A 13,435-nucleotide genomic window follows, 5' to 3' on the forward strand; every position below is an offset into this window, starting at 1 on the left:
TTTCCTTCGGAGTGGGGGCGGGGCAGGGCGGGGCGGTACGGGGGTCAGGCGGTGGGCGCCTGCGCACCCTGCGCCTGGATCGCGGTGATCGCCACGGTGGTGACGATGTCCTGCACCAGCGCGCCGCGCGAGAGGTCGTTGACCGGCTTGCGCAGACCCTGGAGCACCGGGCCGACCGCGACGGCGCCCGCCGAGCGCTGCACGGCCTTGTACGTGTTGTTGCCCGTGTTGAGGTCCGGGAAGATCAGCACGCTCGCGCGGCCGGCCACCTCCGATCCGGGCAGCTTGGTCGCGGCGACCGAGGGCTCGACGGCGGCGTCGTACTGGATCGGGCCCTCGATCAGCAGGTCGGGGCGGTGCGCGCGGACGAGCTCGGTGGCCTTGCGGACCTTGTCCACGTCGGCGCCGCTGCCCGAGGTGCCGGTCGAGTACGAGAGCATCGCGATCCGCGGCTCGACCCCGAAGGCGGCCGCGGTCGCCGCCGACTGGACGGCGATGTCGGCGAGCTGCTCGGCGCCCGGGTCCGGGTTGACCGCGCAGTCCCCGTAGACGAGGACCCGGTCGGCCAGGCACATGAAGAAGACCGAGGAGACGATCGAGGCGTCGGGTTTCGTCTTGATGATCTCGAAGGCGGGCCGGATGGTCGCGGCGGTGGAGTGCACCGAGCCGGAGACCATGCCGTCGGCGAGGCCCTCCTGGACCATCAGGGTGCCGAAGTAGTTCACGTCGGCGACCACGTCGAGGGCCAGCTCGACCGTCATGCCCTTGTGGGCGCGGACCTGCGCGTAGTACTCGGCGAAACGTTCCCGCAGGGGAGAGGTCGCCGGGTCGATGAGCTGCGCGGCGGAGATGTCGATGCCCAGGTCGGCGGCCTTCTTCAGGATCGCCTGCTCCTTGCCCAGCAGGGTCAGGTCGCAGACCCCGCGGCGCAGCACCACGTCCGCGGCGCGCAGCACGCGCTCCTCGGTGCCCTCGGGGAGCACCACGCGGCGGCGCTCGGCGCGGGCCCGCTCCAGCAGCTCGTGCTCGAACATCATCGGCGTGACGCGCTCGGAGCGGGCCACCGACAGCAGCCCCCGCAGCTCGGCGGTGTCCACGTGCCGCTCGAACAGGCCGAGCGCGGTCTCCAGCTTGCGCGGGGTCGCGGAGTTCAACCGGCTCTGCAGCGAGAACAGTTCGGCGGCGGTCGGGAAGCTGTTGCCGGCCACCGAGACCACCGGGGTGCCCGGCGCCAGCTTCGACGCCAGGGTCAGGATGTCCGGGCCCGGACGCTCGTTCAGGGTCAGCAGCACGCCGGCGATCGGCGGGGTGCCCGAGGCGTGCGCGGCCAGCGCCCCGATGACCAGGTCGGCGCGGTCCCCGGGGGTGACGACCAGGCAGCCGGGCGTCAAGGCGTTCAGGAAGTTCGGCAGCATGGCTCCGCCGAAGACGAAGTCCACGGCGTCGCGGGCCAGCCCGGCGTCGTCGCCGAGGAGCACCTCGGCGCCGAGCGCCCGGGTGATCTGGGCGACGGTCGGGGCGGAGAGCGACTTGTCGTCCGGCAGCACGTAGCAGGGCACGGGCAGGCGGGCGGCCAGCCGCTCGGCTATGGCGTCCCGGTCCTCGGCGGCCACCCGGTTGACCATCATCGCGACGACGTGGCAGCCGAGGCTCTCGTACGCGCGGAACGCGCTCTGGGCCTCGGCGCGCACGGCCTCGGCGGGGTGCTTGGTGCCGCCGACGACGGGCACGACGACGGCCCCCAGTTCGTTGGCGAGGCGGGCGTTGAGCGCCAGCTCGTCGGGGAGGTTCGTATCGGCGTAGTCGGTGCCGAGGACGAGCATGACCTCGTAGTCGCGGGCCACCCGGTGGTAGCCGTCCACCAGCCGGGACACGAGCTCGTCGGTGCCCTTCTCGGCCAGGATGGCGGAGGCCTCGTGGTACTCCATGCCGTAGGCCGTCGCGGAGTCCTGGTCGATCCGGTAGCGGGCCTTCAGGAGGTCGAAGAGGCGGTCCGGTGCGTCGTGGAGCAACGGCCGGTAGACGCCGACCCGTGCCGTTTGCCGGGTCAGCAGCTCCATGATCCCCAGCTCGACGACCTGGCGGCCGTCCCCCCGCTCGATACCGGTCACGTACACGCTGCGCGTCACGCGTGGTCTCCGTCCCATCGTGTGGATGTCGTGGATGTAGTGGATGTGGTGGTTTTTTCCCCGTTAGGGTGGGCCTGACCTCTTGACAATACCTCGGCGGACAGATAGGGCGCCCGCCAGGAAAGGCCTGATCGCAGGGGTCGAAAGGCCTGGTGGGCGGAGCAGCGCGGAACGCGCCGCACCCCCGGCCCGTGGAACAATCGGACAGGCCTCACCATGACGAACACGACGCCCTTCAGATGTACGGCTGTCCGCCCGCACGCGTACGGCCCGGTACGACCAGGAGCAGGAGACACAGCACGATGCGTATCGGAGTTCTCACCGCAGGCGGCGACTGCCCGGGCCTGAACGCTGTCATCCGTTCGGTCGTACACCGCGCCGTGGTCGGCCACGGCGACGAAGTCATCGGCTTCGAGGACGGCTTCAAGGGCCTCCTGGACGGCCACCACCGCCCCCTCGACATCAATGCCGTCAGCGGCATTCTGGCCCGCGGCGGCACGATTCTCGGTTCAGCCCGCATGGAGCGCGCGCGGCTGCACGAAGCCGCCGAGAACGCCGAGGAATTGGCGACGCGCTACGGCATCGACGCCCTCATCCCGATCGGCGGCGAGGGCACCCTGACCGCCGCCCGGATGCTCTCGGACGCCGGGATGCCGGTCGTCGGCGTGCCGAAGACCATCGACAACGACATCTCCTCCACCGACCGCACCTTCGGCTTCGACACCGCCGTCATGGTCGCCACCGAGGCCATCGACCGCCTCAAGACCACCGCAGAATCGCACCAGCGCGTGATGGTCGTCGAGGTCATGGGCCGGCACGCGGGCTGGATCGCCCTGGAGTCCGGCATGGCCGGCGGCGCCCACGGGATCTGCCTGCCGGAGCGCCCGTTCGAGGTGGACGCCCTGGTGAAGATGGTGGAGGAACGATTCTCACGCGGGAAGAAGTTCGCCGTCATCTGCGTGGCCGAGGGTGCGCACCCGGCCGAGGGCTCCATGCCGTACGAGAAGGGTGCCATCGACCAGTACGGTCACGAGCGCTTCGCCGGCATCGGCAACCGCCTGGCCGTCGAGCTGGAGCACCGCCTCGGCAAGGAGGCCCGCCCGGTCATCCTCGGCCACGTCCAGCGCGGCGGCGTCCCCACCGCCTACGACCGCGTCCTCGCCACCCGCTTCGGCTGGCACGCGGTGGAGGCCGTCCACCGCGGCGACTTCGGCAACATGACCGCCTTGCGCGGCACCGACATCGTGATGGCCCCCCTGGCCCACGCGGTCACCGAACTGAAGACGGTCCCGGACGACCGCATGTACGAGGCCGAATCGGTCTTCTGACCCACCCGGTCGCGGGCCTTCCGCCCCACCCGGGCGGGACCTCCGACCCGAATTGCGCAGCGAACGGCCCCGATCACGTCCACGACAGGACGCGATCGGGGCCGTTCACGCAAGCGGCGCCCCGGGCCGCCTACCGGGGCCCGGAGGCGTAGGACCAGAAGTGGGTCACTATGTCGGCCAGGAACTGGCGGCCCGCGTCGCCCGTGCCGGCCTCGCCCGAGGCGCCGCCCCAGCTCAGGGTGGCCACCATCTTCGACTGGTAGTCCTCGTGCAGCCGCTCCAGGACCGGCTCCAGGTGCTGCTTCGGCACCGGCAGCAGCTTGGCCAGCGGCTTGACGTACGCCTGCCAGCGGGTGGTCACCGCGTTGCGCAGGAGCTCGGCGAGCTCGTCCTGCTTGCCCGTCGCCGCCACGAACTGGGCCAGCGACAGCCCGAGCACCTGCGCCAGGGCCACGGACTGCCGTTCGTTGCCCTTCCAGCGCCCGGTGTCCTCCATCTTCTGGTACGCGGCCGTCTCCAGCCCGATCCGCCGGGCCAGCTCGTCGGCGGCCATGCCGCGGGCCATCCGGTGCTCCCGCAGGGTCACGGGCTCGGCGAGCAGCTCGCCGGGTGCGCACCACAGGACGCCGGCCAGCGCCGTGAGCTCGGCGGAACTCGGCGATATCTCACCGCGCTCCCAGGCCATCACGGTCTCGGGCTCGACGATCAGTCCGTACTGGGCACGCAGGCCATAGGCGACATGACCGGGAGCCATGCCCAGGGCTGCGCGGAGGCGACGCGCGGCGGGGGCATTGAAGGGAGGGCTGGAGTGCACAGGGCACACCGTAGGAGTGCCCAAGGGGTGGCGACTACAGACCGTTCAAACAAGCCCAGAACTCGTAGGAACGTCCTAGGGAGTTCAATGTCGGGGGCGAGTTTCCCGGCGACTGTCCGGTAATCGGACCAGCTCTAGATCCATTTCCCAGCGTACGGTTCCGGCCGACCGCGCGAAACCCCTGCGCACGATGTTCACCGATCTTCCCCACCCCCTCCTGAACCGGCCTCCCACCCCGTGCGTGATCCATGTCGGGGGCCCTCGCATACGGGGGTGGCGAGGGCCCCACCCCTCACCCCGATCCGCTCCTTGCCTTGACGTCGGCGTCAAGCCTTACGGTCGGGGCATGCGAATCGGCGAACTGGCGGAGCGGGCCGGGACCAGCACGCGGACCCTGCGGTACTACGAGTCGCGCGGACTGCTGCCCGCGCGCCGCACCGGCAACGGCTACCGCACGTACGACGAGGACGACCTGCGTCTGCTGCGCCAGATCCGCATGCTCCAGGACTTCGGCTTCGAGCTGGAGGAGACCCGCCCGTTCGTCGACTGCCTGCGCGCCGGCCATCCCGCCGGGGACTCCTGTCCCGCGTCCCTGGCCGTGTACCGGCGCAAGCTCGCCGAGCTCGACGGGCTGATCGGCCAGCTGGCCGACGTACGGGAGCAGGTCGCGCGGCAGCTCGCCGCCGCCGAGGACGCCGCCGGGGAGGCGGCGTCGCCGCGCTGTGAAATGACCGGACCGTAGGAAGAGAGGGTGAACGAGATGATTCACGCCGAGGGTGTCGCCGAGGTGACCGACCAGGACTTCGAGGCGGAGGTGCTCGCCGAGCGGGGGCGTCCCGTCCTCGTGGAGTTCACCGCCGACTGGTGCGGGCCGTGCCGGCAGCTCGCGCCCGTGCTGTCCGCCGTCGCCGCCGAGGAGGCCGACCGCCTCAAGGTCGTGCAGATCGACGCGGACAGCAACCCCGCCACCGTCGTCCGGTACGGGGTGCTGTCCATGCCGACCCTGCTCGTCTTCCGCGACGGCGAGCCCGTGAAGCAGATGGTCGGGGCCCGCGCCAAGCGCAAGCTCCTTCAGGAACTCGAAGACGTCACCGCCGTCACCGGCGCCACCCGAGTCACCGCCGTCACGGCCTGAGCCAGACCGTCGCCAGCGGCGGGAGTGTCATGCGCAGGCTCGCCTTGCGGCCCTGCGCGGGCACGGGCTCGGGCCGCAGCGGCTGCAGATGGCGCACGCCGCTGCCGCCGTACTGCTCCAGGTCCGTGTTCAGGACCTCCCGCCACCACGGCACCTCCTCCGGGACGCCGATCCGGTAGCCGTGCCGCACCACCGGCGAGAAGTTCGACACGCACAGCAGCTGCGAACCGTCGTTCGCGTACCGCAGGAACGCGAAGACGTTGTCCTCCGCCGCGTCCGCGTCCACCCACGCGAAGCCCTCCGCCGCGGAGTCCCGCTCCCACAGTGCGGGCGCCGCCGTGTACGTGCGGTTCAGGTCGCGCACGAGGTCGCGCACACCCCGGTGGTCGGCGGCCGCCGCGTACGAGGAGTCCAGCACCCACCAGTCCGGCCCGTACGTCTCCGACCACTCCGAACCCTGGGCGAACTCCTGCCCCATGAACAGCAGCTGCTTGCCCGGATGGGCCCACATGAAGCCCAGGTACGCCCGGTGCGCGGCCCGCTGCTGCCACCAGTCCCCGGGCATCTTCGACACCAGCGAGCCCTTGCCGTGCACCACCTCGTCGTGCGAGATCGGCAGCACGTAGTTCTCGCTGTACGCGTAGACCATCCCGAACGTCATGTCGTGGTGGTGGTACTTGCGGTGCACCGACTCCTTCGACGCGTAGCGCAGGGTGTCGTGCATCCAGCCCATGTTCCACTTCAGCCCGAAGCCGAGCCCGCCCGCATCCGTCGGCCGGGTCACGCCCTCCCACGCGGTGGACTCCTCCGCGATCGTCACCACGCCCGGACAGCGCCGGTACACCGTCGCGTTCATCTCCTGGAGCAGCGCCACCGCGTCCAGGTTCTCCCGCCCGCCGTGCTCGTTCGGCGCCCACTCGCCCTCGCCCCGCGAGTAGTCCAGGTAGAGCATCGAGGCGACGGCGTCCACCCGCAGCCCGTCCACGTGGAACTCCTGGCACCAGTACACGGCGTTCGCGACGAGGAAGTTGCGGACCTCCTTGCGGCCGTAGTCGAACTCCAGCGTCCCCCAGTCCGGGTGCGCGGCCCGCCGCGGGTCGTGGTGCTCGTACAGCGGCCGCCCGTCGAACTCCGCGAGCGCCCACTCGTCGCGCGGGAAGTGCGCGGGCACCCAGTCGACGATCACCCCGATCCCGGCCCGGTGCAGCGCGTCCACCAGCATCCGGAACTCGTCCGGGCCGCCCATCCGCGAGGTCGGCGCGTAGAACCCGGTCACCTGGTAGCCCCACGAACCGCCGAAGGGGTGCTCGGCGACCGGCATCAGCTCCACGTGCGTGAAGCCCAGCTCCTTGACGTACGGGGGGAGCTGCTCGGCCAGCTGCCGGTACGAGAGCCCCGGCCGCCAGGAGGCCAGGTGCAGCTCGTACACCGAGAACGGGGCCTCGTGCGCCGGGCGGGCCCCGCGCCGCGCCATCCACTCCGCGTCCTGCCACTCGTAGTGGGACGCGGTGACCACCGAGGCGTTGGCCGGCGGGACCTCCGCGGCGCGGGCCATCGGGTCGGCGCGCAGGGTGTGGCTGCCGTCCGGCCGCGTGATGTCGTACTTGTAGAGCGCCCCCTCGCCCACCCCCGGCAGGAACAGCTCCCACACGCCGCTCGCGCCCAGCGAGCGCATCGGGTACGCGACCGAGTCCCAGTACGAGAAGTCGCCGCTGACCCGCACCCCCTGGGCGTTCGGCGCCCACACCGTGAACCGGGTGCCGGCCACGCCCTGGTGCTCCATCGGCCGGGCGCCGAGCGCCGTCCACAGCTCCTCGTGCCGGCCTTCACCGATCAGGTGCAGGTCCAGCTCGCCGAGCGCGGGCAGGAACCGGTAGGGGTCGTGCACCTCGATCTCGTCCTCGTCGTACGCGACCAGCAGCCGGTAGTCCGGCACCCCGGCCAGCGGCAGCAGCCCCGAGAAGAGCCCGTCGCCGTCGTCGTGGAGCTCGGCCCGCAGCCCCTTCGCGATGATCGTGACCGCCTTGGCGTACGGGCGCAGCACGCGGAAGACCACCCCGTCCCGCCGGGTCCGGGCGCCCAGCACCCCGTGGGGGTCGTGGTGGCGCCCCTCCAGCAGCCGGGCCCGTTCCGCGGCGCCGAGCGCGGGCGCCGGCCGTACCCCGTGTGCGGGAGCCCGCCGGGCGCGCGGTGCCTGGGCTCTGCGCGGCGCGGCCGCGGCCGGAGCCTGGGGCGGGGGCGGCGGGGTGGTGGAGGGTGACTGACGGGCGGGGCTCACGTGTGCGGCCTCCTAGGCGGCTGCGGGCGGGGGTGGGGGGAGAGGGAGGGGAAGCCTTCGGCGGGGGCGGGCCCGGCGCCCGGCTGCGCGCGGCCGAATCCCCGGTCCGCGCCGGCGGCCAGCCGCCGGATCGCGGCCATCGGCACGTGCAGCCAGTCGGGGCGGTGCCGGGACTCGTACCGCGCCTCGTACACCGCCTTGTCGGTCTCGTACGCGCGCAGCAGTACGAGGTCCTCGCGCGGGTCGCGGCCGGTGGTGCGGGCGTAGCCCTCGCAGAAGGCGGCCCGGCAGGCGTCCGCCCAGGCGGGGGCGAACGGGCGGTGGGAGCGGGCCGCGTAGTCGAACGAGCGCAGTATCCCGGCGATGTCGCGGACGGCGGGTTCGGGGCGGCGGCGGTCGGCCAGCGGCCGGGCCGGCTCGCCCTCGAAGTCGATCAGCGCCCAGCTGCCGTCGGCGGTGCGCAGGGTCTGGCCCAGGTGCAGGTCCCCGTGGATCCGCTGGGCGGGCACCCCGGCCCCGCGGGACACGGCCAGCGCGTCGAACGCCCCGCGCAGCCCCGCCTCGTACGGCTGCAGCGCGGGCACCTCGCGGGCGGTGGCCGCCAGCCGGGCCGTCATCCCGGAGGCGAGCCGGGCGGTCTGCTCCGGGCCCAGCGCGAGGGTGGGCAGCGCGGCGGCGAGCGCGCTGTGCACCTCGGCGGTGGCCCGGCCCAGCGCGTGCGCCTCGGAGGTGAAGTCGGCCCCCGCGCGGAGCCGGCCCAGCGCGAGCTGCCAGCCGTCGTCGGAGCCGCGCAGATAGGGCTGGAGCACGCCCAGGGTCAACGGTTCTCCACCGGGCAGCGCGGCCTCGTACCAGGCGACCGGCGCGGGGACGCGCGCGCACCCGGCGGCCGCCAGCGCTCTCGGCAGCTCCAGGTCGGGATTGACCCCGGGGCCGACCCGGCGGAACACCTTCAGGATGTACGAATCCCCGTAGATCAGCGAGGAGTTGGTCTGCTCCCCGGACAGTGGCCGGGGGGCGAGCGCCGCCGGGATCAGCGCCATCGGGTCGCGGTCGAAGCGCAGCGGGCCGAGGGTGCCGGGAGCCCGCAACCGTTCCAGCAGCAGCGCCGCCAGCCGCGGATCGCCCAGCCCCTCGTACACGCACTGGCCGGCGTACGGGCCCTGCTCGGCGCGCCCGATCAGCGCGGGCGCCAGGGCGGGCGGCAGTGCGGGGCGGACGCCGAGCAGCAGCTGGTAGCAGTCGCCGTCGACGTCCAGGAGCAGGTGGACGAGCCGGGGGGAGGAGCCCGGCGGCAGCAGGTCGGCCGCCGAGATCATCCGGAGCCGGCCGATGCGCCGGCCCTTGCCGGCGAACCAGCGCTGGAGCGGCAGCCAGTCCCGGAGCATCGGCTCCAGCGGACTGAGTCCGGTCGTGCTCGTCGTCCCGGCGGATGCAGCCTCCGACATGGCGTCGCGTCCTTTCCCCGGGCCGTCACAGAATGCGGAGAGTGTCCCGGATCGCGTCAGTTGCTTCTCCGGTGGTGTACGAGTGTCGGGTCAGGATGATCCGTACAGGGGCGGGCGATTGACCCATTCGCGCGCCCACCCCGTACTCGGCGGCTACTCGTTGCGCAGACGGAACCAGTAGAAGCCGTGCCCCGCGAGGGTGAGCAGGTACGGCCACTCGCCGATCGGCGGGAAGCGCACGTCACCCGTGAGCTCCACCGGGACCCGCCCGTTGAACGACTGCAGGTCCAGCTCGGTGGGCTGTGCGAAGCGGGAGAAGTTGTGCACGCACAGCACCAGGTCGTCCCCGTACTCGCGCAGGAAGGCCAGTACCGCCGGGTTGGACGAGGGCAGTTCGGTGTACGAGCCGAGGCCGAAGGCCGGGTTCGCCTTGCGGACCTCGATGAGCCGGCGGGTCCAGTGCAGCAGTGAGGAGGGCGATGCCATCGCGGCCTCGACATTGGTGACCTGGTACCCGTGGACCGGGTCCATGATGACCGGCAGGTTCAGCCTGCCCGGATCGCAGGAGGAGAAACCGGCGTTGCGGTCCGGGGTCCACTGCATCGGGGTGCGCACCCCGTCGCGGTCGCCGAGCCAGATGTTGTCGCCCATGCCGATCTCGTCGCCGTAGTAGAGCACCGGCGAGCCGGGCAGCGACAGCAGCAGGGCGGTGAACAGCTCCATCTGGTTGCGGTCGTTGTCGAGGAGCGGGGCGAGCCGGCGCCGGATGCCGATGTTGGCCCGCATCCGCGGGTCCTTGGCGTACTCGGCGTACATGTAGTCGCGCTCTTCGTCGGTGACCATTTCGAGGGTGAGCTCGTCGTGGTTGCGCAGGAAGATGCCCCACTGGCAGCGGTCCGGGATCGCCGGGGTCTTGGCCAGGATTTCGGAGACGGGATAGCGCGACTCTCTTCGTACGGCCATGAAGATGCGCGGCATGACGGGGAAGTGGAACGCCATGTGGCATTCGTCCCCGCCGCTCGCGAAGTCGCCGAAGTAGTCGACGACGTCCTCGGGCCACTGGTTGGCCTCGGCCAGCAGCACGGTGTCGGGGTAGTGCGCGTCGATCTCGGCGCGGACCCGCTTGAGGAGCTGGTGGGTGCGCGGCAGGTTCTCGCAGTTGGTGCCCTCCTCGGCGTACAGGTAGGGCACGGCGTCGAGCCGGAAGCCGTCGATGCCGAGGTCGAGCCAGAAGCGCAGCGCCGAGACGATCTCCTCCACGACGGCCGGGTTCTCGTAGTTGAGGTCCGGCTGGTGCGAGAAGAAGCGGTGCCAGTAGTACTGCTTGCGGACCGGGTCGTAGGTCCAGTTCGAGGTCTCGGTGTCGATGAAGATGATGCGGGCGTCCTGGTACTGCTTGTCGTTGTCGGCCCACATGTAGTAGTCGCCGTACGGGCCGTCCGGGTCCTTGCGGGACTGCTGGAACCACTCGTGCTGGTCGCTGGTGTGGTTCATGACGAAGTCGATGATCACGCGCATGCCGCGGTGGTGCGCGGCGTCCACGAACTCCACGAAGTCGGCGAGGTCGCCGAACTCGGGCAGCACGGACGTGTAGTCGGCGACGTCGTAGCCCCCGTCGCGGAGCGGCGAGGCGAAGAACGGCGGCAGCCAGAGGCAGTCGACGCCCAGCCACTGCAGGTAGTCGAGCTTGGCGGTGAGCCCCTTCAGGTCCCCTACGCCGTCGCCGTTGCTGTCGTGGAAGGACCGTACGAGCACCTCGTAGAAGACCGCCCGTTTGAACCAGTCGGGATCGCGGTCCTTCGCGGGGGTGTCCTCGAACGTGTCGTGGACGGGATCGTTGATCATCATGTGGTGGGTGACCCTCCGGTGGGCGGGGACGGTCGCAGGGCCGCGAGTACGTGAGCGGGCGTTCGGCCCGGCTCCAGGCGTACGTAGTTGGCCCTGCCCCAGTGGTAGGTCTCGCCGGTGAGCTCGTCGCGCACCGCGAGGGACCCGTGCCAGTCGAGGCCGAGTACCGGCATGTCCAACGAGACCGTCGCCTCCTGGGTGTGGTGCGGATCGAGGTTGACGACCACCAGTACGGAATTGGCGCCCGCGTGCTTCGAATAGGCGATCACCTGGTCGTTGTCGGTCGTGTGGAAATGGATGTCGCGCAGCTGCTGGAGCGCCGGGTTGCGGCGGCGCAGCCGGTTCAGGGAGGTGATCAGCGGGGCGATCGTGCGGCCCTCGCGGTCCGCGGCCGCCCAGTCGCGTGGCCGGAACTCGTACTTCTCGGAGTTCAGGTACTCCTCGCTGCCCTCGCGGACCGGGGTGTTCTCGCACAGCTCGTACCCGGCGTAGACGCCCCAGGTGGGGGAGAGGGTGGCGGCGAGGACGGCGCGCACCTCGAAGGCGGGGCGGCCGCCCTGCTGGAGGTACTCGTGGAGGATGTCGGGCGTATTGACGAAGAAATTCGGCCGCATGACGGAGGCCGAGCGGGTGTCCGCGAGCTCGGTCAGGTACTCGGTCAGCTCGGCCTTCGTGTTGCGCCAGGTGAAGTACGTGTACGACTGCTGGAAGCCGACCGCGGCGAGCGTGCGCATCATGGCGGGCCGGGTGAAGGCCTCCGCCAGGAAGATCACGTCGGGATCGGACTTGTTGATGTCCGCGATCACCTTCTGCCAGAAGACGACCGGCTTGGTGTGCGGATTGTCCACCCGGAAGATGCGGACGCCGTGGTCCATCCAGTACCGCAGGATGCGGACCGTCTCCTCGACGAGCCCGGCCATGTCGGTGTCGAAGTGGATCGGATAGATGTCCTGGTACTTCTTCGGCGGGTTCTCGGCGTACGCGATCGTCCCGTCGGCCCGGTGCCGGAACCACTCGGGGTGCTTCTCCACCCAGGGGTGGTCCGGGGAGCACTGGAGCGCGAAGTCGAGCGCGATCTCCATGCGCAGCTCGCGGGCGCGCGCGACGAAGGCGTCGAAGTCCTCGATCGTGCCGAGGTCGGGGTGGACGGCGTCGTGGCCGCCCTCGGTGGAGCCGATGGCCCACGGCACCCCGGGGTCCCAACTTCCAGCCGAAAGGGTGTTGTTCGGTCCCTTGCGGTACGTACTCCCAATGGGGTGGATCGGTGGCAGGTACACCACGTCGAATCCCATCGCGGCGATGGCCGGCAGCCGCTCGGCGGCGGTGCGCAGCGTTCCGCTCACGGGCTCCTCGCCGGGCTCGACGAGGGCCCCTTCGGAGCGCGGGAACATCTCGTACCAGGAGCCGAAGAGGGCCCGCTTGCGCTCCACGACCAGCGGCAGGGCCTTGGAGGCGGTGACCAGCTCCCGGTACGGGCGCCGGGTGAGGGCGGCCTGGACCGGGGGCGCGAGGGCGGCGGCGTACCGCAGCGAGACCGGGCGGTCCTCGTCGCGCATCGCCTCGGCGGCGGCCAGGACGTGCTCGCGGCCGTCCTTCTTCGGGATGCGGGAGCCGGCCCGCTCGTAGAGCTCGGCGCCTTCGAGCAGCGTGAGCCCGGGGTCGATGCCCGCGGGGATCTTGATGGCGGCGTGGGCCTGCCAGGTGCCGACCGGGTCGCTCCACGCCTCGACGGTGTACGTCCACCTCCCCTCGGCCTCGGCGGAGACCCGCGCGCCCCACCGGTCGGTGCCGGGCGCCAGCTCGCGCATCGGCACGGGGGGCCGCAGCCGCCCGCTGGGGTCGCGGAGCACGACATGGGCGGCGACGGCGTCATGGCCCTCGCGGAACACGGTGGCGGAGATCTCGAAGACCTCTTCCACGACCGCCTTGGCGGGTCTGGCTCCGCAGTCGACGGCGGGGCGGACGTCCAGGACGGGAATGCGACCGATCATGATGGGATCACCTGGGGGCAGTTCGCAGGGCTCGGTGACAACAGCCCAGCCGGAGCACCGGCTGGTCGTGCACGCTCTGTTCGCTCTGTTTCTAGCCGCTCAGAAGACGGCTGGGCTGCGGGCATGGCCGCTCCTGTCCGCGTTCACTCGGGTGGCGGGAGAGGTGGTGGGGCGGGGTGCCGTGCGTGTACGCGGGGAGCCCTGCCCACTCTCACCCCGCTCAATCCGTGCGCTCGGTTAACTACTCGTACGTAGTCGCGCGGCCCAGACCAAGGTCTTGGCCGACATCCGCCGAGGCTCAGTCAAGTCGGTTGGGACTACCGGATGTACGTCGTGAAACCTCCGTCCCACCGGTATCACGGGCACCATCGGTGGTCGGGGATTTGGGGCGGTTAGGGCGGAATGTCCGTAGTGGCAGCGCTCTCCGGAGGAGGGGTCGGCGGGCCCGTCTCCGTGCATTCCGT

General features: G+C 71.3%; 9 protein-coding genes. 3 read left to right on the forward strand and 6 right to left on the reverse strand.

The annotated features are described in order from the left end of the window. Positions 1-44 precede the first annotated feature (44 nt). Positions 45-2,129: a phosphate acetyltransferase gene (gene pta / locus OG509_RS26095; RefSeq protein WP_406184939.1), complete on the reverse strand. Its 2,085-nt coding sequence runs from the start codon at positions 2,127-2,129 to the stop codon at positions 45-47. 302 nt (positions 2,130-2,431) lie between these two features. Between pta and OG509_RS26100 the strand changes: the two genes are divergently transcribed. After that, a complete protein-coding gene (locus tag OG509_RS26100) occupies positions 2,432-3,457 on the forward strand; it encodes an ATP-dependent 6-phosphofructokinase (protein WP_406184940.1) in 1,026 nt (341 codons plus the stop codon). A gap of 130 nt (positions 3,458-3,587) precedes the next feature. Here the strand turns inward: OG509_RS26100 and OG509_RS26105 are convergent, their stop codons facing one another. Next, positions 3,588-4,280 carry a helix-turn-helix domain-containing protein gene (locus OG509_RS26105; protein ID WP_406184941.1) on the reverse strand — a complete coding sequence of 231 codons (693 nt, stop codon included), beginning with the start codon at positions 4,278-4,280 and terminating at the stop codon, positions 3,588-3,590. A 337-nt stretch (positions 4,281-4,617) separates the two neighbouring features. Between OG509_RS26105 and OG509_RS26110 the strand changes: the two genes are divergently transcribed. Beyond that, a complete protein-coding gene (locus OG509_RS26110; RefSeq protein WP_030857249.1) occupies positions 4,618-5,013 on the forward strand; it encodes a MerR family transcriptional regulator in 396 nt (131 codons plus the stop codon). An 18-nt stretch (positions 5,014-5,031) separates the two neighbouring features. After that, positions 5,032-5,406 (forward strand): thioredoxin, encoded by a 375-nt coding sequence (gene trxA, locus OG509_RS26115; RefSeq protein ID WP_406187685.1) that lies wholly within the window; start codon positions 5,032-5,034, stop codon positions 5,404-5,406. Here the strand turns inward: trxA and glgB are convergent. The 4 genes from glgB to OG509_RS26135 all read right to left on the reverse strand — a co-directional run bounded on the left by glgB (position 5,396) and on the right by OG509_RS26135 (position 12,971). Next, positions 5,396-7,684: a 1,4-alpha-glucan branching enzyme gene (gene glgB / locus OG509_RS26120; RefSeq protein WP_406184943.1), complete on the reverse strand. Its 2,289-nt coding sequence runs from the start codon at positions 7,682-7,684 to the stop codon at positions 5,396-5,398. The genes trxA and glgB overlap by 11 nt on opposite strands. Then, positions 7,681-9,132 carry a maltokinase N-terminal cap-like domain-containing protein gene (locus OG509_RS26125; RefSeq protein ID WP_406184945.1) on the reverse strand — a complete coding sequence of 484 codons (1,452 nt, stop codon included), beginning with the start codon at positions 9,130-9,132 and terminating at the stop codon, positions 7,681-7,683. The genes glgB and OG509_RS26125 overlap by 4 nt, the downstream gene beginning before the upstream one ends. Positions 9,133-9,285: 153 nt before the next feature. After that, positions 9,286-10,980, reverse strand: coding sequence for a maltose alpha-D-glucosyltransferase (gene treS / locus OG509_RS26130; protein ID WP_385584442.1), 1,695 nt, complete (start codon positions 10,978-10,980; stop codon positions 9,286-9,288). Continuing rightward, complete coding sequence (locus tag OG509_RS26135; RefSeq protein ID WP_406184948.1) at positions 10,977-12,971, reverse strand: maltotransferase domain-containing protein; 1,995 nt, start codon at positions 12,969-12,971, stop codon at positions 10,977-10,979. Before OG509_RS26135 ends, treS begins: the two co-directional genes overlap by 4 nt. Positions 12,972-13,435: the final 464 nt, after the last annotated feature.

Origin of the sequence: Streptomyces sp. NBC_01006 (assembly GCF_045162725.1) — a bacterium.
Taxonomy (GTDB): Bacteria; Actinomycetota; Actinomycetes; order Streptomycetales; family Streptomycetaceae; genus Streptomyces.

What these genes read in the sequence shown, in the direction of transcription:
- treS (WP_385584442.1), bottom strand. Translation starts at nt 10,980, where the DNA reads ATGATGATCAACGATCCCGTCCACGACACGTTCGAGGACACCCCCGCG.
- OG509_RS26125 (WP_406184945.1), bottom strand. Translation starts at nt 9,132, where the DNA reads ATGTCGGAGGCTGCATCCGCCGGGACGACGAGCACGACCGGACTCAGT.
- OG509_RS26110 (WP_030857249.1), top strand. Translation starts at nt 4,618, where the DNA reads ATGCGAATCGGCGAACTGGCGGAGCGGGCCGGGACCAGCACGCGGACC.
- OG509_RS26100 (WP_406184940.1), top strand. Translation starts at nt 2,432, where the DNA reads ATGCGTATCGGAGTTCTCACCGCAGGCGGCGACTGCCCGGGCCTGAAC.
- OG509_RS26135 (WP_406184948.1), bottom strand. Translation starts at nt 12,971, where the DNA reads ATGATCGGTCGCATTCCCGTCCTGGACGTCCGCCCCGCCGTCGACTGC.
- trxA (WP_406187685.1), top strand. Translation starts at nt 5,032, where the DNA reads ATGATTCACGCCGAGGGTGTCGCCGAGGTGACCGACCAGGACTTCGAG.